This is a genomic window from Variovorax sp. 05T418, from assembly GCF_056396385.1.
This window is the reverse complement of sequence record NZ_JBFTLJ010000011.1, coordinates 161,001-184,161: the sequence shown is the minus strand read 5'-3', so window position 1 is coordinate 184,161 and position 23,161 is coordinate 161,001. Positions and strand designations below refer to the sequence as shown.

The 23,161-nt window shown below is 66.9% G+C and carries 17 protein-coding genes and 2 pseudogenes; 2 read left to right on the top strand and 17 right to left on the bottom strand.

What is annotated here, in order from left to right:
* Positions 1–4: 4 nt before the first annotated feature.
* On the top strand, positions 5–565 hold the full coding sequence (locus tag AC1DMS_RS22105; RefSeq protein ID WP_012745710.1) for a hypothetical protein: 561 nt from the start codon (positions 5–7) through the stop codon (positions 563–565).
* 27 nt (positions 566–592) lie between these two features.
* Positions 593–1,132: an N-acetylmuramoyl-L-alanine amidase gene (locus tag AC1DMS_RS22100; protein WP_012745709.1), complete on the top strand. Its 540-nt coding sequence runs from the start codon at positions 593–595 to the stop codon at positions 1,130–1,132.
* Between the two features lie 26 nt (positions 1,133–1,158).
* On the opposite strand, the gene AC1DMS_RS22095 is transcribed toward AC1DMS_RS22100, so the two are convergent.
* The 17 genes and pseudogenes from AC1DMS_RS22095 to tssH form a co-directional block, all read right to left on the bottom strand.
* Positions 1,159–1,998, bottom strand: a complete 840-nt coding sequence (locus AC1DMS_RS22095) for a PP2C family protein-serine/threonine phosphatase (RefSeq protein ID WP_012745708.1) — start codon at positions 1,996–1,998, stop codon at positions 1,159–1,161.
* A gap of 55 nt (positions 1,999–2,053) precedes the next feature.
* Positions 2,054–3,718, bottom strand: a complete 1,665-nt coding sequence (gene tagH, locus AC1DMS_RS22090) for a type VI secretion system-associated FHA domain protein TagH (protein ID WP_012745707.1) — start codon at positions 3,716–3,718, stop codon at positions 2,054–2,056.
* 113 nt (positions 3,719–3,831) lie between these two features.
* The gene (locus AC1DMS_RS22085) at positions 3,832–4,002 is read right to left on the bottom strand and encodes a hypothetical protein (protein ID WP_012745706.1); all 171 of its coding nucleotides are present in this window, start codon (positions 4,000–4,002) and stop codon (positions 3,832–3,834) included.
* Positions 4,003–4,004: 2 nt separating this feature from the next.
* A complete protein-coding gene (locus tag AC1DMS_RS22080; protein WP_436287217.1) occupies positions 4,005–5,309 on the bottom strand; it encodes a TIGR02270 family protein in 1,305 nt (434 codons plus the stop codon).
* Positions 5,282–6,187, bottom strand: a complete 906-nt coding sequence (locus AC1DMS_RS22075) for a beta propeller repeat protein (RefSeq protein WP_018904079.1) — start codon at positions 6,185–6,187, stop codon at positions 5,282–5,284. The genes AC1DMS_RS22080 and AC1DMS_RS22075 overlap by 28 nt, the downstream gene beginning before the upstream one ends.
* 23 nt (positions 6,188–6,210) lie before the next feature.
* Positions 6,211–7,380: a PAAR-like domain-containing protein gene (locus AC1DMS_RS22070; protein WP_012745703.1), complete on the bottom strand. Its 1,170-nt coding sequence runs from the start codon at positions 7,378–7,380 to the stop codon at positions 6,211–6,213.
* The gene (locus AC1DMS_RS22065) at positions 7,377–8,408 is read right to left on the bottom strand and encodes a hypothetical protein (protein WP_436287216.1); all 1,032 of its coding nucleotides are present in this window, start codon (positions 8,406–8,408) and stop codon (positions 7,377–7,379) included. The genes AC1DMS_RS22070 and AC1DMS_RS22065 overlap by 4 nt, the downstream gene beginning before the upstream one ends.
* Positions 8,405–9,526: a DUF2169 family type VI secretion system accessory protein gene (locus tag AC1DMS_RS22060; RefSeq protein WP_012745701.1), complete on the bottom strand. Its 1,122-nt coding sequence runs from the start codon at positions 9,524–9,526 to the stop codon at positions 8,405–8,407. Before AC1DMS_RS22060 ends, AC1DMS_RS22065 begins: the two co-directional genes overlap by 4 nt.
* 19 nt (positions 9,527–9,545) lie before the next feature.
* Positions 9,546–10,028 carry a DUF6484 domain-containing protein gene (locus AC1DMS_RS22055; protein WP_018904076.1) on the bottom strand — a complete coding sequence of 161 codons (483 nt, stop codon included), beginning with the start codon at positions 10,026–10,028 and terminating at the stop codon, positions 9,546–9,548.
* Between the two features lie 26 nt (positions 10,029–10,054).
* Positions 10,055–12,433, bottom strand: coding sequence for a type VI secretion system Vgr family protein (locus AC1DMS_RS22050; RefSeq protein ID WP_436287215.1), 2,379 nt, complete (start codon positions 12,431–12,433; stop codon positions 10,055–10,057).
* A gap of 87 nt (positions 12,434–12,520) precedes the next feature.
* Entirely contained in the window at positions 12,521–12,916 is a 396-nt protein-coding gene (locus AC1DMS_RS22045) for a DUF4150 domain-containing protein (RefSeq protein WP_012745698.1), read from the bottom strand.
* A 12-nt stretch (positions 12,917–12,928) separates the two neighbouring features.
* A complete protein-coding gene (locus tag AC1DMS_RS22040) occupies positions 12,929–13,615 on the bottom strand; it encodes a DUF3540 domain-containing protein (protein WP_012745697.1) in 687 nt (228 codons plus the stop codon).
* Between the two features lie 67 nt (positions 13,616–13,682).
* Positions 13,683–14,750, bottom strand: a complete 1,068-nt coding sequence (locus tag AC1DMS_RS22035; RefSeq protein WP_478181833.1) for a pentapeptide repeat-containing protein — start codon at positions 14,748–14,750, stop codon at positions 13,683–13,685.
* Position 14,751: 1 nt separating this feature from the next.
* Entirely contained in the window at positions 14,752–17,364 is a 2,613-nt protein-coding gene (locus AC1DMS_RS22030) for a DUF2169 family type VI secretion system accessory protein (RefSeq protein WP_478181832.1), read from the bottom strand.
* An 85-nt stretch (positions 17,365–17,449) separates the two neighbouring features.
* Positions 17,450–18,334: pseudogene (locus AC1DMS_RS22025) on the bottom strand (pentapeptide repeat-containing protein); the annotation flags it as partial.
* Between the two features lie 242 nt (positions 18,335–18,576).
* Positions 18,577–20,337 (bottom strand): annotated as a pseudogene (locus AC1DMS_RS22020) (type VI secretion system Vgr family protein); the annotation flags it as partial.
* A gap of 78 nt (positions 20,338–20,415) precedes the next feature.
* Entirely contained in the window at positions 20,416–23,145 is a 2,730-nt protein-coding gene (tssH, locus tag AC1DMS_RS22015) for a type VI secretion system ATPase TssH (RefSeq protein WP_062363584.1), read from the bottom strand.
* Positions 23,146–23,161: the final 16 nt, after the last annotated feature.

The following is a 23,161-nucleotide window of genomic DNA, read 5'->3' as shown; positions in this document are numbered from 1 at the left end:
CGCGATGGCCACACTCAACACCACGGTCCTTCAGTGGGCCAGCGCACAGCTGGGCAAGCAGATCGGCGCGGGCGAATGCTGGGACTTGGCCAACTCGGCCCTCGGCCAGGCCGGCGCCGGCACCTCGTCGGACTTCGGCCCGATGGGCGACGACGACGATTACATCTGGGGCAACGAAGTCGCGCTCAAGGATGCGCTTCCCGGCGACATCCTGCAGTACCGCGACTACGAGATGACGACGACCACCACCACCGACGTCACCTTTGCCGATGGCACGGGCTGGACCGACAGCCCCTACGTAACGGTCGGCCATCCGCACCACACCTCGATTCTCTCCAAGAACCCGGGCACCGGCGCCATCACGGTGCTGGAGCAGAACCACCAGGGCAACAAGGAGCCCGTGCGCGCCAGCACGATCCGCTGGAAGGGCAGCTCCACCTCGACCACCACCCGCAAGCCGATGAAGCGGCAGGACAACGGCAAGACGGAGTCGGCTCTCGTGGTGGTCACGGTGGACGTGACGGTGAGCGGCAAGCTCAAGGCGTACCGGCCGAAGAAGCCCTGACACCTGCCAACGAACAGGAGTTCGAGCATGAGCAGCAAGTGGAACGACAACGACTATCACCCCTATGCGGATGCGTACTACCCGCTGAGCAAGCACTATGGCGGCCCGGGGGCTGCCGGCCTGATGAAGAAGACCGGCATCAAGGGGCTGATCGTCCACATCACCGACGGCAACAGCCTGCTCAGCTCGCTCAAGACCACCTGGGAAAACCGCGCGGCCTCGGCTCACTTCGCGGTGGACAAGGGCGGCACGATCGCGCAGTACATTCCGCTGTCGCAGCGCTCCTGGGCCGTCGACGGCTGGAAGGTGGACAACCTCTGGTACAGCGTGGAGAACGTCGCGGTGCACGGCGAGACGCTCACCGACATGCAGATCCGCATGAACGGCTATCTGCTCGCGTGGCTCAACGGGGAATACGGCGTGCCGCTGAAGCTCGCGGCCACGCCGGACGACAGCGGCCTGTCGTACCACGCGATGTTCACCAAGTCGAAGCCCTGCCCCGGCAAGCCGGTCATCGCGCAGCTGCAGGACATCGTGGACGCTGCCGTGGGATTGAACGGCGGCTAGATTCCCGCGGGTCCGGCCCCGGTTCGTCAATCCGGCAGTTTGCCGGGCGCCGCCGAAGGTTCCTCGATCGACGCCGGCATCGTCTCTTCCTCGGCCGCCGGCATCAGGCGCGTGGCGTCGTCGACGTCATCGGGAATCACCCACAGCGTGAGCGCCGTGTAGTTGTCGTACCCCGGCTTGGCGTGCGCCTTGATCTGCGCGTCGAGCTGCTCGGTCCACTGGCTGGGCGTGCGCGAGGCGTGCAGCGTGTCGACCAGGCACTCGTCGCCCAGCGGCTCCCACACGCCGTCGCTGCACAGGAGCAGCACGTCGCCGGGCATCAGGCGCATGCGGTCGGACACCGTGATGTCGGGCGCTTCCTCGATCGAGCCGAGCGCCGAGAGCAGCATGTTGCGCTGCGGATGCAGGCGCGCGCCTTCCTCGTCGAGCATGCCGCCGGCCACCATCTGCTGCACCAGGCTGTGGTCGGTGGTGCGCGCCACGATGGCGCCGCCGCGGAACAGGTAGGCGCGGCTGTCGCCGCTGTGCACCCAGGCCAGCGCCTGGCTCTCCAGGTCGATGGCCGCGAAGACCACCGTGGAGCGCATGCCGGCAAGCTTGCCGCCTTCGGACTGCCGCGCCACCACGTCGCGGTTGGCCTGCTCGACCAGCGTGCGCAAGGTGAACTCGTCCAGCCCCGGCGCCGCCGAGAAGCCGCCCAGCACGCTGCTGCGCGTGGTTGCCGCCGCCACATCGCCGCCGCCATGGCCGCCGGCGCCGTCGGCCACCAGGCAGGCGACGTAGCGCTCGTCGTGCCAGTGGCCGTGGACGTCTTCGTTGTAGTTGCGGCCGCCCTGCCGGGACAGCGTGACGATTTCGATTTCCAAGCGGGGTGCCTCGCGTTTGCTGGTGCTGTTGTAGTGGTGCCTGAGAGAGCGTTCTTCAGGTGTCCGACTTGAGGCGCGCCATCTGCTCTTCATAGGCTTCGAGGAAGGCCTTGCCGAAGAGGCTGTGGAAGTCGTCTTCCGCCTCGCTCGCGATGCCGCCGTAGAGCGCGACGAACTGGTCCCAGAGCTTGGCCTTGCGGTTGGCGCTGAAGAGCGTGTCGAGCGCCGACTTCGCGCTGATCTTCTTCTCGAGCTCTTCAGGCTCGAAGCGCGCAATGACATGGGCCAGCGCCGCGCGCATGCCCACCATCACGCCGAACTGGTGCGCGCGCAGGTCGTTGAAGGCATCGCGCATCGCGGCCTCGGGCGGCATGAAGCCGCGCACGCCCGGGCCCAGCAGGTGGGCCAGCGCGACCTCCACGGTGGGCGAGAACTTGAGCGGGTTGTTGGCCTGCGCCGCGATCATCGTGACCTCGGCGCGCACCTCGCGCTTGAACTCCTGGCGCGTGAGCAGGAGTTGCAGCGTGCCTTCGGTGGCGCTGCGCAGGATCGAGCCGATGCGCTCCATGAGGCCGGGCGTGAGCATCTCGGGCGGCTGGTGCGTGCTGGCGAGGCCACGCAGGAAGGCGGCGAGCAGTTCGTCGTCGGATGCGGTGCGCGGGGCTGCGGCGGGCGCCCGCTGGACGGGCGCTGGCGCTGGCGCTGGCGCCGGTGGTGGTGGTGGCGGCAGCGGCTCGAACGGCCGGCTCGCGACCTCAGGGCCGCTGATGCGTATCGGCTGCCCTGTGATGTCGTCGAAGCGCGGCAGCGCTTCCACCGGCGCGGCGGCCGGAACCGGCGTGATCGCCTTCGGCGGCGTGAAGCCGAACTGGTCGATCGGCAGGTGATCGGAGCGCGGTGTCGGCGTGGGCGGCGCCGCGCTCTGCAATGCGGCCAGCGGATCGGCGGACGAAGCCGTGTTCGGCTGCAGCAGCGGGTCGGCCAGCGGCGACAGCGCGAGCGGATCGCCGCCGATGCCGCCGCCACCGCCCATGCCGCCGAAGAGCTCGTCGATGCCGGCGGCCTTGCCGTGCGCGGGCGGCGCGCCGAGGTCGGAGAAATCGTCGAGCGCACCGAAGCCTGCGGCCGGCGCAGCGGACGGCGTGGGCCCGAGCAGGTTGGCGAAGGGATCGACCTGCGCGGCCTGCGCGTTGCGCGAGCCGCTTTCCATCGGGTCGGGAAAGAGCAGCGGATCCGCGCTTGCCGGCGCGGCCGCCCTGGCACCGGATGCACGGGCCGCGGCAGGCGCGGGCGATCCGAGCCCCGCAAGCAGGTCGGCAAAGGGATCGTCGCTGGTGCTGGCCGCGGGGGCGGCGCCGAGCGGCGCCGACATCACGGTGTTGGGAATGGCCAATGCCGGCGGCGCGGCCGCGCTCATGCGCACGCTGAGTTCGAAGCTGCCCACGATCAGCCGCGCGCCATCCGCGAGCGGAGCCTCCTTGCCCGAGCCCAGCGACACGCCGTTGCACTGCATCGGATTGCTGCCGCGGTCGATGACGAAGTACTGGCCGTCGCGGCACAGCACCTGCGCGTGCACGCGCGAAACCGTGCGGTCCGGATCGTCGAGCACCAGCGTGTTGGTGTCGGCGCGCCCGATGGTGCCCCCGTTGGGCCCGAAATCGGCAGCGATGGGCTGCCCCGCCGGAGCGCCTTGCCGGGTGATGACAGCGATATGGATCATGAATCTGCCCCCGAGGCTCTATGCCCTTCTACGCCCGAACACAGCCCGCGCATGCACGGGCGAAAAAACTCAGAAGGAGTATTCATTCCGTGGAGCGGGTTGGCAATCTCGCCTTAAGAGGTATGCCATTGCAGCCATGCGGCGACGGCGGTGAAGATGAGCGCGATGAGGAGCCAGGTGCGGGTGGCGGGATCGGGGCGGCGCCTCGTGTTGCGCACCCGGCGCATCGCAGCCGCGACCAGGAAGGCAGCAGCCAACGCGGCAAGGATGTACCGAGCCTGCATGGCTAAGCCTCCATCTGCGACAAGAGCCACTGCTGGCGCCAGGCCGGCGCTGCCGCATTGAACAGCGGCCTGCCCGGCGCCATCAGCGACAGGTGCTCGGCGGCGGCGATACGCTGGCGCTGGAACCCTGTCTTGAGCACGGCGAGGCAGTGCCCCTGCGTGACTGGTTCGCCCACGAAGCATCGGATGCCGTGCGGAAAACGGTGTCCGTCGGCTTGCCACCACGCATCGATCTTTTCGGCATCGGGCCAGGGAAGACCTTCGTCCTCGTCCATGGCAACGTCTTCGTCGTCCGGGTTGTCATTGGGGCCGGCCACCGGGTTCTCCGGAGGCTTCAGCTCGAGATCTTCGGCGGCGAGGTCCAGCCCTGTGATCGTGCTGAAGGATTCGCCGGCCAGCCTCGCGAGCTTCAGGTCGCCCATCTGCGCGATGAGCCAGGGCACGTAGTGCGGGTCACCGGCGGCACCGATGCCGCGGATCAGGATGCGGACCGAGTCCTCCTTCCGGGCAATCGACTGGAGCAGCGCATGGGCCTGTTCGGCAGGGAGGACCTTGAGCGCCAGCATCGCAGCTGCCGCCTGGCAAGGACCGCCCTCGCCCGTGAACGCAACGAGCATTCGGAGCGCGCCTTGCCGGTCGCCGAGCAGCAGCGCTGCGCGGGCCGATTCGAAGCGGTGCTGGGCGTCCTCGTGCATCAGCCCGCCCAGGCAGCCGGGCAGCAGATCGATGCGGCCCAGCTTGCCGGCGACAACGATGGCCTGCGCGGAGTGCTCTTCATCGGCCATGGCGGTTTCGAGCACAGTTTGCGGGTCGGCATGATGCATGGCGCATGCGGCCAGGCCGATGTCCCGGCGAAAGGCATGCGGCGAATCCAGCAGTGCGCGGGTGATGCCGCGCAACTCGGGGGCCGGCACCCAGCCGAAGGCGGAGACCAATCCGACCCGCGCCTCGGGCACGGCTTCTGCGAGCGACAGCAGTCTTTCGAGCAGCGCGGGGTCGCGGGTGTCGATGGCACCGATGGCGTTCGCGAACATCGCTCCCCGCCCCGGGGTTTCGAGGGCCGCCATGCAGAGACCGCGCGCGAAGTCGCCGGCGATCGCCAGTCCATCGAGGCTCGCCGCCAGGCGCTCGTCCAGGCGGCTCAGCCGGTGCAACTGGACATGCGGGGCGCGGACCAGCACCGCGCGTGTCGAGCGCAGCACACTGGCGTTGTCGAGGTGCTGCTGCACGACGAAAGGGATGGGAGGGCGAGCAGCCGCAAACATCGGGTGGGCTGTGTTCACAGGGTCGGGGTCTGCGCGGTCCACACAATGGCATCGGTCGTCCAGGCCAGCTGCAGCGTGCCGAACGACCACAGAACGCCATCGTTGGCATGAAGGTATCCAAACGAAGTCAGCCCGGGAACGGCAACCTCTTCGAACGTCGCGTCGGGCAGGAGCTTGAACAATCGCGTCGAGGTAGCGGCAAACAATTGCCCGCCAAACCATTCGAGATCCCAGATGTCCTCACCGCCTGGTATCTGCGCAAGGACGCGCCACGCGTCATCCACAAAACCGAGAACGAGCCCCATCTTTCCAGCTGCGAACACGAGGTGCTTCTTGAAAGTCCTGACGACATGGAGCGTCAAGTTGGTGGGACTCGCCATCTCCGACCATTGCAAGCCGCTTGCACGCCAGATCTCACCGCGATATCCGACAGCCCATATCTCGTCTTCATCCACGCCGTCGATCGACGTGAAGCCACATATGTCGATCTCGCCCGGAACTGGCACCTTTGGCGGGTCCAGCACCTCCCAGACACCTGCATCCGCCCTTCGATAGACCTGTCTGCCCATGCCGGCCGCGTACAAACGCCCGGCGATCGCGCGGAGAACACGAAGCGGGCCTCGTCCCCGAGGCCCGGTGTCCGTCGTGTTGATGCTCTCCTCCGAATACCCTCCGTAGCCGAGACCGACGGTTCCGTCGCCGCCGAGTGCGAAGACACATGGTTGCGGAAGTTCGAGCTGCGCCAGCCGGACCGGCATCCACTGCATCGGAAAAAAAGTCCAACCCGCTTGAGGCCCATGCCAACGGGCAAGCGCCGGTTGCTTGCCGTCATCGACCTCGATCTCGCAGATCACCCTCACCGAGTGATCGTTTTCAACGAGACCAGGACCGAATTGGAGAAAAAAGGATTCTGAGGCCATGGCATGCGGATTGAAGATTGAAATCAGAAGCCCTTGGCAAGCACCGTGAGCAAGCGCCGGCCAAGTTTTGCCTCCTGGCCGGAATTCAACGTACCCGTCGAGCGGCCATCGGACCCCATGTCCGATCGCACCGGCGTGTGCTCATCGCATCCGGGGCCATCCGGCGGAGGCTTCTTGTGATAGTCGTCGAGTTGCGCCTTGGTGCATTCCGGGTCGCATTCGGGCATGACGATCGTCTGGGCAGCGACACCCGCATCCCTGGCTTCGCCATAGGTCCAGTTCGAGATGCCTTTGCCGTCGCTCATCACTGTCTTGGGCGCAAAAAGGCGCTTGTTGTAGGCCGTTTCGATTTGCTGCTGCACCGCATGAAACTCACCATGCTGCTTGGCCTCTCGTGGACCATCGACGCACATACATGGAGCGGCTCCCTGGTTGTACCCCTCCCCGCTTGCGTTCTTGAATTCGGACATGACATGTCCTCCTTCTCTGCCGCCGATCGGCGTAAAGCAATGGACCTCGATCAGGTGATGCGGCGTTTTTCCCGGGCAGCAATTGCCTTGCGAATTCTTTCCATCGCTGTGCTTGGCGCTTGGGGCGTAAGGCGACAGGACGCACTTCATGGCGTCTCGGCACGAGGAGTCCGGGTTGTCGCACATTTTCTTGACCCAGCCCTTGCGTTGGTGCGGCTTGGGCGGAGGCCCGCATTTATCCGTCAGTGCCTTTGCCACGTCCTTGCATGGACCGGTGCCTGCAAACGCTGCTTCGTCGATGTACGGCCAGGGCGGCGCATTCCCCGGCGACGATGCATGGTTGTGCGTGGTGAGGTCGACATTGCGCACAACGTTCTCGCCCTCCACCTTGACGTCCATCGACCACGCGTTGAAGTACACCTTCCCCATGTTCTTGCTGGTCACGACCCCCTTCTTGGGCGCGCATCCCGCCTCGTCTCCGGTGCTTTTCTTGAAATAGCTCTTGTTCTTGAGCATCACCTCCTGGCCTGATATCTGCACGGTCGTCGAACCATCGCTCGTGTCGGTGGCCATGCCGGTGTTCGGATACGGGATCGGCACGCCGGGCGGCGTTGCCGGCGTCTGCGGCGGCGTGAAGCACACATCCGGGAACGCGCAGACCGACTTGCCCGCCGCCTGCTTGCACGATATCTCCATGTTGTTGGCATAGACTTGGTTGCTCATACCGGCATCCGATACTGCAGGCAGAGCGCCGCTCGCTGCCCCGCGTCGTTGGCCAAGTGCGCGAGGATATTCGGCCCCTTGGCGTACTGTTTCTCGCAGGCAGCCTGGGCCGCAGAAACGATGGCGAGCCCTACCGCGGCGCCGATCTCGCCAGTGCATTCGGCGGGATGCCAGATGTCAAACTCCTTCTTTCGGACATGCAACGTGCGCGAGAGTGCCAGCGCAGCCTCCTTGAAGTAGTACTGTTCTCCCGAAAGATCGGTGATGCGGAAGTCCATCTGATGCATCTGGCACCCCGCATCGGCCAGCGCAGCCTTGACGGCCTGGGAGAGCCCCTCGGCGCGCAGCGGCACCTCGCTTTCGACATGAGCCTCTTCGAGACCGAATCCGACGCCGGTGCAGAGCAGTTCTCCCGCGTTTCCCTCCGGTTCACCCAGCAACATCGCGCCGGCCGCCTCGCCCGGCATGAAGCCATTGGAATTTCGGGCCGTCAGCAGGCGATCACTCTGCTCGTAGTGGCTCAGCGTCGACCATGAGAGCAGGCTGTCCGTAGCGGCAACAAGCACTTGTGGCATGCCGGACTCGATCAATAGCGCACGCGCCTGCGCGAACGCCACGGCAACCCCGACACGGCCCTGCGCGATGATCTGCGATTGGGGCGCAAAGGCAGTGCCGAGCTCTTCCTGTATCTGCAGGAAGAGCTCGTCGTCCAGCCCCGGTGTCCGTCCGGGCCGCATCGGCTCCGCCACGCAAAGGATCAAGGGCAACTGTCCCCACTGGCTGCGTGGCACTTCTCCCAACGCTTCCTCGATTGCCATGGCGGCCATCCTTGTCAGCTTGGGGAGCCCGCGGCACAAAGGCGCCAGCGGCACCTCGTGCGCCATGATCCACTCTCCGCCCGCGTCGATGAAACGCGTCTCGACGGGGTTCGTCAGCTTGGCCCGGAACGCGGCGCAGCTCGATTCGGCGTCCAGCCCCACCGGCGTCACCAGGCCGCTGCGAAGAATGGCGATTGCACGCGAATTCATTCGGTTTCAACCTCATCTGAGGTCATCGGAATCATCACAACCGGAATCGGGAAAGGGACCTGCTCGCGCTGCTGCCACCACTCCCGTCCCTTCTTCCCAACCAGCACCTGTGCGATCTCGAACAGGCTCTTTTTGAGCGGCCTCGTCACTCGCCACGACAGCGTGAAGCGCTGCGCATCGGGCTCGATCACCACCGTGTCGAGCGTGGCTGTGTAGTCCTCGCGCGCCCCGTGTCTGGGAAATACATGCACCGGCGCCACCAGATGCGGAATGGTGAAGCGCGTGATGCCCTCTGGCGTGAGATTGCCGAGCACCACATCGATCGGTGCCTGCTGGAACAGCTCCAGCGGTACCTGCTGGTCCATCGGCGCTGCCTGGAAGTACTGCGGATCGAAATCCGGCGGCAGAAACGGAAAGTGCTTGTCCAGCCACTCGTCATCGTAGGTACCGGCGAAGCACGACCGAGTGGACCAGCCGCGCCCCACGGGGCCGAAGGCCATTGGCCGGTAATTGCCGCCCGGGTCGTGCACCGCATGGCCGATTTCCTCCGTGCGCGGCAATGGGGTCCCGTCGACCCAGTCCATGCGGATGTGCTTATGGAAACCAAGACCCACGGGGTTGGGCATGAAAGCAGCATGTTCCGACAGATCTTCATGCCGGAGGTCGGCGCCGCCAAAGGCAACGTCGTACGACAGCGGCTGCTGCACGAACACGCCGGGCGGCGAGGCCGTAGCGCCCAGCGGCCCGCATTCCCAGTGGCGCGGACCGACAACCGCCAAGCTCTTGCTCCAATTGCCCGCGCGCACACCGGCCTCGATCCGCGTGGCGGGTCGCCCCTGCGGTGCGTAGGCGCTGCCCAGCAACAGAATGTCGCAGCGCTGCTTGTGCGGCGCGAAGTCGACCTCATAGACCGGCGCGGAGAGTCCCGGCTCGCCGGTAAAGGTATCGGCCATCACGAGCGGCACCTGTTCCTCGTGCAACGCGAAATGACCGGCGGGCGCATCGGGCGGCGGCATGCGAAAGGTACCTTTGATGACCACCACGAGCGATTCCCGCCCACTGGGCTCCAGGCCCATGTTGTAGCTGGCGACCATGCGAGTGGCGTTGATCAGTTCCACGAGCTTCTCTCCGGGTGCATCAGTTCAGTTGCACCGAACCGCCCTTGATGCGATTGACACCCGTCGAACGGCTCGACACATAGCTGCCCTGGATCAGCACCTTGCCGGCCTTGGTGAGCGTGATGCTGGCCTTGCCACACCGCAGCACGAGCTGCTCCTTCGCACTCACGGCGATCCGGCTGCCGTCAGCCTCCACATCGACCTGCGGTGGCATCGCGGGCAAGGGCGATCCGTCCCCGCTGCGCAGCACGCCCATCACGACGGGCCGGGCCGGGTCTGCCGCCTCGAACATCAGCACGACCTGCCGGCCGATGTGCACGCCATGCAGATCGACCACGCTGCGCGCGCGCACGGCCGCGGTGCCAGGCTGGCCCGGGAACACGACAAGGGGCGTGCATCCCTCGTCAGTGATGGCGACGAGTTCGCCCGTCGCCACGGCATTCCACGTCATGATGGCCGTGGCCACCTGCAATTGCGCTTCGATCAGATCCCTGCCGCTCATGGTCGGTTCTCCGTCATGTGATGGATTCAGTTCTGCAAGATCTTCGAGCCCTTCATCACGATGTCGCCGCTCGCCTTCGCGTTGATCTTCCCCGAGGCTTCGATCGTGATGTCCTTGCCCTTGATCACAATGGTCCCGTCCTTCTTCATCGTGATGCTGGCGCTGCCTGTCTTGATGGAGATGGAGTCGCCCGCATCGATCACGAGGTTCTTCCCGACGGTGAGCGCGTCGTCCTTGCCCACGCTGGATGTGCGCCCTTCGCCCACGCTGCGCGACTCGTTCTTGCCCACGGTGGTGGAAAGGTCCGCCCCCACATCCACCGACCGGTTCGCCCCGATGCTGCTCGACTGGTTCGCGCCCACATTGATCGTCTGGCTCGCCCCCACCGTCACCGCCTGCATCGCCCCCACCGTGATCTCCTGCGCCGCGCCCACGGTGATGGTCTCGTTGATCCCCACCGAATGCGTGCGCTGCAGTGCCACCGTGGCCGTCTCGCTCGCGCCCACCGTGATCGAGCGGTTCTGGCCGATGGAGATGGTCTCGTTCAGGTCCACCGTCTCCGTGCGGTTCTGGTGGATCGTGATGGTCTCGTTCTTGTCCACCGTTTCGGTGCGCTGGCCGTGCACGGTGATGGTCTCGTTGTTGTCGACCGTCTCGGTGCGATCGTGCTTGACGTGCGTGGTCTCGTCGTGGTCGATGGTCTTGGTGCGGTCGTGGCCCACCCAATGGGTCTCGTCGTTCTCGACCTCGATGTCCTGGTTTTTTTCGGCGTGCAGGTACACCTGCTCCGAACCCTTCTTGTCCTCGAAGCGGAACTCGTTGCAGTTGGACGCGCTGCCCTTGGGCGTGGAGCGCGTGCGAAAGCCGCTCTGCGTGTGCGAGCCGAAGGGGATCGGCTGGTCGTCGTTGTAGACACGGCCCACGATGATCGGCCGGTCGGGGTCGCCGTTGATGAAGTCGACGATCACCTCCTGCCCGATGCGCGGAATGAAGTACCCGCCCCAGCCCTTGCCCGCCCAGGGCTGCGACACGCGCACCCAGCAGGTGGACTTCTCGTCGCTCTTGTCGTAGCGGTCCCAGTGGAAGTGCACTTTCACGCGGCCGAAGTCGTCGGCGTGGATCTCTTCGCCGGCCGGCCCCACCACGATGGCCGACTGCGGGCCGGGCATGACGACGCGCGGCGTGAGGCGTGGCGGGCGGAACGGCACGTCGACGGGAATCGCGGTGATCAGGAAGGCACTGGTGCCCTGCAGGTCGGTGCGCAGCGCGGGCGCCTCGGCGATCAGCGCCTCGAGTGCGGGCCGCGCCTGGGCATTGACGGCATCGTCGTCGAGCGCCTCGCGCAGCGCCTGCTCGATGGGCATCCTCGGCGTGGCATGGGGAATGCTCTCGTAGCCCGGGTGGCTCGCCGCGAAGATGCAGGCGGCGATCACGTAGTCGCCATCGCGCGTGCCGTCGGGGTCGCCCTCGAAGGTGAAGCTGCGCCCCGCCGCCACGTCGGGCCAGGTGGTGAGCGCCCAGTGGCGCTGGCGGCGCGCGACGATCTCCTCGCCGCGCAGCTTGCCCTTGTCGTCCGCATCCGCACCCGTGAAGTAGCCGCCGGCAAACTCGAAGGCCTCGAATTCGGCCAGCTCGTGCTTGTCGGGCTGGCCGCCCGCGGCCTCGAGCTTCTTCTTGATGGCCTTGAAGTCGCTGTCGCGCGAGGCGTAGGTGCCGGTGTCGAACTGGCGCGCGCTCACCCAGCGCGAGATCTCGTTGTGGCGCGCCTCGGTGGTGTCGGTGGCCATGTGGCGCAGCGTTCCCTCCACGGGCAGCTTGTCGTGCGCGATGTCGCTGGCGTCCGACAGGTGCATGGTGCCGGGCGCATCGTGCGCATCGAACCAGTAGTAGATGCCTTCGTCTTCCAGCAGCCGCGACAGGAACTGGTAGTCGCTTTCCTGGTGCTGCACGCAGTAGCGGCGCGGGTTGTGGGTGCCGATGACGTTGCTGGTCCTGGTCTTCTTGAAGCGCCTGATCGGGCTGTCTTCAAGGACCGCGTCGAGCACTTCGAGCACCTTCTTTTCCTGCAGGATGCGCGAGTTGATGCGCTTGGTGAGAAGCCAGAACCACGAGCGCAGGCCGATGCGGTATTCGAAGTGCCGTCCCACGTGGCCGGTGCGCTCGAAGCGCACGGCGTGGCCCTGGCAATGGCGCTCGTGCATGCCGCCGTCCTTGTCCTGGAACTGGATGACCACGTCGAAGGCGCGGCCGAGGATGTCCTTGGCATCGAGCGCATGGTTCTTGGACAGCACGGTGAGTTCGTAGCTCGACGAGCGCGCGAGCGCCTCATGGCCCACGATGCGCCAGAACATCAGCTCGCCGTTGGCGGGCGAATCGCTTTCGATGCGGAACTCGTGATCGGCCATGTGCTTCGGCTCGAGGCCCCTCTCCCATTTCTTCCGGTCCCTGACTCTTTCCCGGCAGGCCTTGCAGCCTGCCGGATTGGCAGCGCCTCAGGGCGCAAGCAACAGCACCATCGTCTGGCTCGGCACGATCCGCACGCCCGGGCAGTTGGTGCTGTTCTGCAGCGACATGCTGGTCAGCCGGGTCGCGGGCATGCCGAGGTACAGCACGGTGAAGGCGCCCGTCAAGTGCCGGCTCGGTCCCATCACGGTGCCCGACGCCACCCCCATGTTGACGCCCGCGTTGTCGCCGTTGGTCATGGGAATGGTGGTGGCCAGGTTGTGCACCGGCATGCCCATGATGAGGATGTTCGGGCAGTTCGGCACCGCCATCGGCCCCATGGCCACATTGGGATAGGGAATGGGCACCGGGCCAGCCGGCGTGGGCGTCAGGCACACATCGGGAAATCCCATGTCGGTGCCCATCATCTGGCAATTGGCGAACATGAAGCGCCTCCTCTATCCGAAATGGATCTGCCCGCCGCGCGCCTTGACCAGCTTGCTGCCGTTCACCAGTGCGTGCTCCGCGCTGATGTGCACGAGCTGCTGCGCTTCCATCTCCAGATGCGCCGCATGCACGCGGTCCAGGCCTTCGGTGGTGCGCGCATGGTGCTTGCTGAAATGCGTGACCCGGTCGAACACCGTGGAAAGCGCCGATCCGATCAGCCGCATTGCCCCGGCCACGATGCGGACCTGGCCTCCGGCGAATTCGAGATCGTCGCTGGCGATGTCGGTGCGCGCGCTGTCCAGCGCGAAGCGCCGCGAACTCAGCGCGATCGCCGGCGCATGCAGCTCGAGCGCGCCGTCGGTAACCTCGAACCGCGTCGGGCCATGGCTGCGCAGCACCCGCGGCGCGCCGGCTTCGCGCTCCAACACCGCAAGGATCCAGATCTCGTCAGGTGCCACCCGGAAGCACGCCACCGTGTCGCCGGGCTGTGGCACGAGCAGGCAGCTGGCAGCGAGGCGCGCGCGGGCGCCGAAGTCGCCTGCGACCACGCGCAGTTCATCGGCCGCACCGGCCACCACCACGCCCACGCAGGATTCGGCGGCGATCGGCGAAGGCCGCCGCGGCGGCGCCTGCTTGTGGGTGCGCGGCTGCGCCTTCGGGCGGCTGGCGTCGAGAGGGGCGGCAGTAGCGTGAGTCATCGGAAGGCACTCCTCGGAAGTGTGGAGAACAGGAAGAAAGCGGCATGGCGGGCCGGCGGATTTCGCGTCATGGCGCAGGCCCCCTCCAGAGTTCCGCGCGCGCCAATGCCGCGTCGGTTTCCAGCGCCCGGGGGCGGTCGGTCCACAGCGCGTCCTCGGTGTCGGCGCGATGCAGCACGGTGCGCAACAGGGTGGCGCCGCGGCCGTCGACCTTTTGCAGGTCGGCCCGGCTGAAATCGGCATAGCTCAGATCGCAGTCGCGCAGCGAGGCGGCAGCCAGCTTCGCATCCGCAAAGTGGCACTGGTGCAGGTCGGCGCCATCGAAGCGCGCGCCGGGCAGCATGCTGCGCGTGAACAGCGCCTGCCGCAGCCCCGCACCCGCGAAGTTGACGGCTTCGCCCCGGGCATCGCAGAACACGGCCATCGGCCCTTGCGCGCCGGAGAAGTCGACACGATCGAGGCGCGCGCCCTGGAAATTGCATTGCCGCATCGGCGCGTTGCGAAAGCTCGCGCCGCCGAGGTTGCAGTTCGCGAACTGGCAACCGTCGAGGGACAGGCCGGCGAAGGATTTCCCCTGCAGGTCGACCTCGTGGAACACGACTCGCTGCATCCGGGCGCCCGCCCAGGTCATTTGCGCCAAGCCGCATGCGAGCATCGAGGTGTGGACCCAACGGCTGTCGTCCGCGTTGACGTCCACCAGGTTCGACCGCGTGAAGGTCGAAGACTCCAGGTCGGCTCCGATCAGCGCGGCATGGGCGAAGTCGCAGTTCGAGACGGTTGCCATCGACAGCGTAGCCTGGGTCAGTTGCGCATGCGGCAGCGCGCAGTCGGTCAGCACCGCGCCGTGCAGGTCGGCACTGCGCAGCGCAGCATGGTCGAGGGTGCACCGGTTGAGCACGGCGCGGCGCAGGCTGGCGCCGTCCATCAGCGCGCCCTTGAAGCTGCACTGGTCGAACAGCGTCTCGCGCAGGTCGGCGCCGCGCAGGTCGGCCTCGTCGAACCGGCAGCGCGAGAACACGCCGCCGGCCAGGTACGCGCGGGAATAGGCGCCGGCGCCAAAGTCCTTGTCTTCCATCGGCTCGCCCAGCGTCACGGCGAGTGCCAGCAGTTTCGGAGTCAGCAGTGCGCTGGGCATCTCAACGCCCTCCCGCATGCTGTTTCGGCGTCAGCCGTGGGTGGATGCGCGCACGTTCGAGCAACGCCCCGTCGAACTTCGCGTCGCCATCGAGCCGCACGCGGGACAGGTCGGCGCCGAAGAGGTTGGCCTCGCGCAGATCCGCGCCGCGCAGGTCGGCGGACTGCAGGATGGCATCGTGGAAGTTGGCGCCCGCGAGACGGGCCCGCTGCAGCCCCGCCTTGCGAAACAGCGCCCCTTTGGCGTTCGCCAGGCGCAGGTCGCTGTCCGAAAGAAGGCCCATGCCGAAGTTCGCCCCCGCGAGGTTCGCCCGCGCCAACCGCGCGCCGCTCAGGTCGCATTCGCCCAGGTTGGCATTGGCCAGCATGGCGCCGGTGAAATCGGCCCCCGCCAGGCGTGTGGTCTTGACCACCACCGCGCCGGCCATCCGGGCGCCGACGAAGCGGGCGTTCGCGGCATTGCAGCCGACCAGGCTGGCCGCGCCGAGATCCGCGCCGCTGAAGTCTGCGCCCTGCAGGTTGCATTCGATGAAGCTGCAGTTGGCCAGGACGGCTTCGACGAACCGCGCCCCGCTCATGTCGAGCTTGTAGAACAGCATCCCCGGCGCCACGATCGCCGAGGCGTCGGCTCCGGCCCAGACGCTGTCGAGCCATTGAGCCTGCGCCAGCCGCGCGCCGCGCAGCTGGGCCAGGCCGAGCCGGGTGCCACCGAGGATGGCGCCTTGCAGGTTCGCGTTGTCGAACACCGCCTGTGCGCATTCGGCGCCGCCGAGGTTGGCCGCACGGAAGTCGGTGCCGATGGCGATCGCCCCACGCAGGTCGGCGTGGGCCAGCACCGTGGCCTGCAGCTTCGCGCCCGACAGGTTGGCGTTGCGCAGGTTCGCGCTCTCCAGCCAGGCGCCGGTGAAATCGACGCCGCGCAGATCGAGGTTCGACAGGTCCGCGCCCGTCAGGTCGATGCCCGGCCACCGCTTCAGATGGCTCCTCAGCAAGAACGCCACCTCGCGGCGGCTCGCCGCCGCGGCCTCGCCCGCAAGGGGAACGGCGGCTGCCTGCAGGTGCGCCGTCTGCAGGTAGTCGACGTGCAGCGAGTTCTGCATGCGCCAGAGCGCGGTACCGATGCGCGCACGGTCGAAGGGCTTGCCGGCAGTACGGTGCGCGCCTTCCAGTTCAGCGAGCTGCTGCTTCGCGCTGAAGAGCGGCGGACCGCGGTGCTGGAGCTTTTCAGCGGCAGGTTTGTGCTTTCTGGCGAAGGCGATCGCGGTTTCGGCGTGCGTTGCCGCGTCGTCCAGCGCCGCCCACCTCTGCGCGTCCATCTGCTCGCGCAGCTTCTTCAGGTAGGCCGGCATCTCGGCGGCGGTCGGCGGCTTTTCTCGCGGCGCCAGCCGGACGCCGAGTGCATCGGGGTCCCTGCCCTTCGACTGCAGGAAGTCGCGCGCCAACTGCACCTCGACTTGCGCGCGGCGGTACTGCGCCGCCTCCTGCAGGCCTTGCGACTTCATGACGGCTTGCAGGGCTTCCAGCGAGGGATCGGCGGTGTCCAGGCCCTCGGGCTGCAGATCGCCGTCGTTCAGGGCCTCGAGCGCCGCGTCGCGGCCGCGCGTGCGCTTCTCGAGCACCGACAGGTAGTGCGCGCCAGTGCGCGCCTCGGCCGGATCGATGCGCTCGACCGCCCCGAGCAGATCGTGGATGTCGGATGCGTCGTCCTCGGCGGTTTCAGCCAGGCCGTGGAAGACCAGGACCATCCGCTGCGCCGCCGGGAAGAACCACACCGTCGTCAGCCGCATCGGAATTTCACGCAGCTTGAAGACCGCGCTGTCCCCCTCGCCCATCCGGTAGTGCGCGAACGCACGCACGCGAAGACCTGGCAGCCGGCCTTCGATGTGCGGGCGCTCGGGATGCATGTGATCGAGCTCGTAGGTCTCGTCGCCGCGCAAGGGCGCATCGATCCACTGGTCGCGCGGCGCCATGTTGAAGTGCTGCCAGTTCAGGTCGGGCGCGTAGCCGGGTGCATGCTCCTTCAGCCAGTTGGCGTCGTAGGTGCCGCGCAGCGCCGCCCGCTGCGGATGCAGCACGTCGAGCGGCGCGAAGGCCGCGGGCGCCACCGCCTGGTCCGGCCTGCGCAGCCGGTCGCCCGGGTATTCGAGGGCGGGCAGCCATCGAATGCGGTCGGTGGCCTGGCGGCCGCGCCCCGACGGGTTCTCGGCGAAGTCCGCGCCGCCATAGGCGTTGGGCCAGTCCAGGGCCAGCGGCTGCATCGGCGCCGGCGCGCTCGGCGCGTCGCCGTCCCAGTAGCGCTCCCCGAATGCCAGCAGGGTCTTCGAGGTGCCGCCAAGCCGGGCGCGCACCGCGACGGCCTCGGGGCGCTCGGGCGCCGCGAAGGCCTTGCCATGCACGAGAAACTCGGGCGTCAGCTTGGCGATGCCCTCGTCGATCAAGGGCACCCCCATCTCGGCGCCGAGAAAATTCCACATCGACTGCTCGCCCCAGAGACAGCCCTGCGCCGGCTGCGCGAAAGGGACGTGCAGGTAGCCCGACACGGACAGGCCGAACCGCTTGCGGAACGCCATGGGCCTGAACGAGAGCCCGAGTGTCTGGGGCTTGATGATCTGCATGGGGGCAAGGTTGTTTCAGAAACCGGAGGAATTGGGTTCGGACGAATTGGGCTCTGATGAGCTGGGCCCGGATGAACTGGGCCCGGATGAACTGGGCTCGGACGAACTGGGCTCTGACGAGCTGGGCTCGGACGAACTGGGCTCCGACGAGCTGGGCTCGGACGAGCTGGGCCCGGATGAACTGGGCTCGGACGAGCTGGGCTCCGACGAGCTGGGCTCCGACGAGGTCGGCCCGTCGCCGCCGGCGGATGGATCGCTGGAAGATCCGCCGTCGGGCACGGCAAAGGGGTCGTAGTCCGATGAGAAGGCGTCGCCCCGGGTGTTCTGGGTGCTCGTCGGCGCGTCCTTGTCCATGGTGCCCGCGCCGTCGGTGGCCAGGCGGTTCAGGCGCGCGGCCAGGCCCGGGTGCCCGGCAGCGGCGGCATCCCGGGCCGCCTGCGCCAGTTCCGCCTTGGCATCGCTGTACTGGTCCGACAGCTCGGCGAACCCGATGACGGAGGACATGAAGCCCACGTTCACCCCTTCCAGCACGCCGACGATCGCCAGGAACTCCGCGCCCTCGCTCAGCACCGTGGCGCCGCCGCCGGCTGCCCCTCCACCGGGCACGTACATCTTCATCGAATTCATCTCGATGTGCGGCCCCACCGCGATGCTCAGCTTGGCGGCGGCCACCGCCTCGAACTGCAGCGCCAGCGTGTTGCTGATGCTCGCACCCATGAAGGTGTCGATGGCCACGCCGAGAAAGGTGCTGCGGGCCAGCCCCATGTTCGTCTCGCTCGCCATGCCGACGTAGCCGCTGTTGTTGTTCCCCATGACCGTGACGTTGTTCTCGATCGACGTCTGGTTGATCTTGCCGACCGCCAGGATCGAGGCGTCCGTGTTGCTCAGCACGCTGAACTTGTTCGCCATGATCGAGTAGGGGCCGCTGGGCACCGCCATCACCGCGGAATTGGCACCGGTGATCTTCCATTCGAAGTGCGGCGTTTCCATCACGATGGTGGCCGCCTTGAAGCCCATGTTTCCGGAGACGGTGAAGGTCTGGTTGCCGCTTACCTTGCGCGTTTCATTGCCTGTGGTGTGGTCGATGCGGTTGCCCGAGGTCTTGGTGCGGATGTCGCCCTTGGCCTCGACCTGGTGCACGCCGTCCACCGTGGTGACCTGGTTGCCGACGATCTTGTTTTCCTGGTTGCCGATGACCTTCAGGCTCTGGTTGACGTCGACGATGTGCGACTCGTTGTTCTTGACGTGGATGCTGCGGTTGCGCGTGACGGCCAGGCTCTGGTCACGCTGGACGATGCCGCTCTGGTCGCGCTCGACCACCAGGCTCTGGTCGCGGCCCACGGTGGTGGAATCGTCGCGCTCCACGCTGCGGCTCATGTTGCGCTCCGCATGGATGTTGATGTTCTCCTCGCCCTTCTTGTCCTCGAACATGATCTCGTTGTAGTTCGCGGGACCGCCGCCGGGCGTGGAGCGGGTCTTGAAGCCGCTCTGCGTGGGCGACTTGTAGGGAATGGGCTGGTCGTCGTTGTAGACGCGGCCCACGACGATCGGCCGGTCGGGGTCCCCGTTGATGAAATCGACGATCACCTCCTGGCCGATGCGCGGAATGAAGTACCCGCCCCAGCCCTTGCCGCTCCAGGGCTGCGACACGCGCACCCAGCAGGTCGACTTCTCGTTGCTCTCGTCGTAGCGGTCCCAGTGGAAGTGCACCTTCACGCGGCCGTGCTCGTCCACGTGCAGCTCGTCGCCCGCGGGGCCGACCACGATGGCCGTCTGCGGACCGGGCATGGTCACGCGCGGCGTGAGGCGGGGCGGGCGGTAGGCCCGCTCCATCGGTATCGCCGTGATCAGGAATGCGCTGGTGCCCGGCTGCGAGGTGCTGAGCATCGGCGTGCTGGCGATCAGGTCTTCCAGCACCTGCAGCGTGTCGGCGTTCACCGCATCGTCGCGCAGCACGCCGGCCAGCGCCGTGCGCAGGTCCTGTGGAACGGCCGTGCCGGCGCCCACGCTTTCATAGCCAGGGTGGCTTGCCATGAAGGTGCAGGCCGCGATCACGTAGTCGCCGTTGCGTGTGCCGTCGGGGTCGCCCTCGAACTTGAAGCTGCGCCCCGCGGCCACGTCGGGCCAGGTGGTCAGCGCCCAGTGGCGGTCGCGGCGCGCGTTGAGCTCGTCGCCGCGCAGCTTGGTGCGGTTCTCGCCGTCGTCGCCCGTGAAGTAGCCGCCCGGGAATTCGAACTCCTCGAAGTCGGCGAGTTCGTGGTCGTCCTTCACATCGATGGTGGCAGCCAGCTTCTTCTTGATCGCCTTGAAGTCGCTGTCGCGCGAGGCCTGCTTGCCGGTGTCGAACTGGCGTGCGCTCACCCAGCGCGAGATCTCGTTGTGGCGCGCCTCGCTCGCGTCGCTGGACATGTAGCGCAGCGTGCCTTCCACCGGCAGCTTCTCGTGCGCCAGGTCACTCGCGTCCGACAGGTGCATGGTGCCGGGCGCGTCGTGCGCGTCGAACCAGTAGTAGATGCCTTCGTCCTCCAGCAGGCGCGAGAGGAACTGGTAGTCGTTCTCCTGGTGCTGCACGCAGTAGCGCCGGGGCGTGTGGGTGCCGATGACGTTGCCGGCCTTGGTCTTCTTGAAGCGCTTGATCGGGCTGTCTTCGAAGACCGCGTCGAGCACCTCGAGCACCTTCTTGTCCTGCAGGATGCGCGAGTTGGTGCGCTTGGTGAGCAGCCAGAACCACGAGCGCAGCGTGATGCGGTATTCGAAATGCCTGCCCACATGCCCGGCCCGCACGAAGCGCACCGCATGGCCCTGGCAGTGGCGCTCGTGCACGCCGCCGTCCTTGTCCTGGAACTGGATGACCACGTCGAAGGCGCGGCCGAGAATGTCCTTGGCATCGAGCGCCTTGTTCTTCGACAGCACCGTGAGTTCGTAGGCCGACGGGCGCGCCAGCGCCTCGTGGCCCACGATGCGCCAGAACATCAGGTCGTCCTTGGCGGGTGAATCTGTCTCGATGCGGAACTCGTGATCGGCCATTTTTTACTCTTGATGCGCAGTTGCTCAGTCGAACGCGTAGGTGAAGTCGGCGTCCTTCACATCGAGCGCGACGCGGCGGATCTCGCCGCCCGACGCCAGCCGCTGCAGGTACTCGACCGAGATGGTGGGCAGCACCGTGTTGGTCAGGATCGCGTCGATCACGCGCCCGCCCGACTCCGGGTCCTGGCAGCGCGCAACCACCTGGTCGACCACCGCGTCGCTGTACTCGAAGGGCACGCCGTGGTTGGTCTCCACGCGCTTCTTGATGCGGCCCAGCTGCAGCCGCACGATCTTCTTCATCATGTCGGGCGACAGCGGGTAGTAGGGAATGGTGACGATGCGGCCCAGGAGCGCGGGCGGGAACACCTTCATGAGCGGCGCCTTCAGCGCATCGGCCAGCGCGTTGGAATCGGGCAGCAGCTCGGGGTCGCGACACATGCTCATCACCAGCTCGCTGCCGGCGTTGGTGGTGAGCAGGATGATCGTGTTCTTGAAATCGATCATGCGGCCCTCGCCGTCTTCCATCCAGCCCTTGTCGAACACCTGGAAGAAGATCTCGTGCACGTCGGGATGGGCCTTCTCGACCTCGTCGAGCAGCACCACGCTGTAGGGCCGGCGGCGCACCGCCTCGGTCAGGATGCCGCCCTCGCCGTAGCCCACGTAGCCGGGCGGCGCGCCCTTGAGCGTGGAGACCGTGTGCGCCTCCTGGAACTCGCTCATGTTGATGGTGATGATGTTCTGCTCGCCGCCGTACAGCGCCTCGGCCAGTGCCAGCGCGGTTTCGGTCTTGCCCACGCCCGAGGTGCCGCAGAGCATGAACACGCCGATCGGCTTTTGCGGGTTGTCCAGCCGCGCGCGAGACGTCTGGATGCGCCGCGCGATCATATCCAGCCCGTGCTTCTGGCCGATGACGCGCTGGTTGAGCGTGTCGGCGAGCTTGAGCACCGCCTCCACTTCGTTCTTGACCATGCGGCCGACGGGAATGCCGGTCCAGTCGGCCACCACCGAGGCCACGGCCTGCTCGTCGACCGAAGGCAGGATCAGTGGCGACTCGCCTTGCACCGCATGGATCTTGGCCTGCAGCGCATGCAGTTCTTCAAGCAGCGCGGCCCGGTCTTCGCTCCCTCCCCCGCCGGGGGAGGGCTGGGGTGGGGGCACGTCGGCTTTCGCATCGCCCTCGGCGGAAGCAGTGTCCACCGGCTTGCTCCCCGCACGCAATTTGCTGCGCAATTCCAGCAACCGATCGACCAGCCCCTTCTCTTCCTTCCAGCGGGCGTTGAGCGTTTCCAGCTGCCCGTTCGATTCCAGCAGCAGCGCGGAGACCTGCGCGGCGCGCTTGGTCACGTCGATGCCGATGGCTTCCTCGCGGCCGATGATCTCCTGCTCGACCGTGAGCCCCTCGATGCGGCGCATGCAGTCTTCAACTTCAGGCGGCGTCGCGTGCTGACTCACAGCCACGCGCGCGCATGCCGTGTCGAGCAGGCTCACGGCCTTGTCGGGCAATTGGCGCGCGGGAATGTAGCGGTGGCTCAGCTTCACGGCCGCCTCGATGGCCTCGTCGAGCAGCTGCACGCGGTGGTGCTTCTCGAGCACGCTGGCCACGCCGCGCAGCATCAAGATGGCCTTCACCTCGTCGGGCTCGGGCACCTGCACCACTTGGAAGCGCCTTGTCAGCGCCGGGTCTTTCTCGATGTACTTCTTGTACTCGGCCCAGGTGGTGGCGCCGATGGTGCGCAGGTTGCCGCGCGCCAATGCGGGCTTCAGCAGGTTGGCCGCATCGCCGGTGCCGGCCGCGCCGCCCGCGCCCACCAGCGTGTGGATCTCGTCGATGAAAAGAATGATGGGCGTGGGCGATGCCTGCACCTCGTCGATCACCTGGCGCAGCCGCTGCTCGAACTCGCCCTTCATGCTGGCGCCGGCCTGCAAGAGGCCGATGTCGAGCGTGAGCAGCTTCACGTCCTTGAGCTGCGGTGGCACGTCGCCGCGCGCGAGGCGCTGCGCGAAGCCTTCGACCACGGCCGTCTTGCCGACGCCCGCCTCGCCCGTGAGCAGCGGATTGTTCTGGCGGCGCCGCATCAGGATGTCGACGATCTGGCGGATCTCCTCGTCGCGTCCGGTGATCGGGTCCATCTCGCCCTTCTTGGCCTTCTCGGTGAGGTCGACCGCGAACTTCTTGAGCGCGTCGCCCTTGCCCATGGCGGCGGGCGCCATCGCGCCCGAGTCTTCGCCGGGGGCGCCGCTGCCCATGCCGGTGCCGTCCTGCGCGCGCATCTGCGATTCGGGCGAGGCGTCGCAGATCTTCGCGAAGTTGTCGGCCAGGTCCTCGACCTTGACCTTCTCGAACTGCTTCGACAAACCGAACAGCGGGTTGCGCAGGCTCTGCGTCTTCAGCATGCCCACCAGGATGTAGCCGGTGCGCACCTGCGCCTCGCCGAACTGCAGCGTGGCATAGGTCCAGGCGCGTTCGATGGCGTTCTCGATGTGCGGGGAAAAATCGCTGATGGCGGTGGCGCCGCGCGGCAGGCGGTCGAGCGCGGCCGTCATGTCCTTGGCGACGACCGACACGTCGAGGCCGTAGTGCTGGATCACGCGGTGCAGGTCGGAGTCCTGCGCCTGCAGCAGCTGTGCGAACCAGTGCTCCAGTTCCACATACGGATTGCCCCGCATCTTGCAGAACACCGTGGCGCCCTCGATGGCCTTGTAGGCCAGCGAGTTGAGTTTGCCGAAAAGGGCGGTGCGACTGATTTCACTCATGGAAGACTCCGTATCT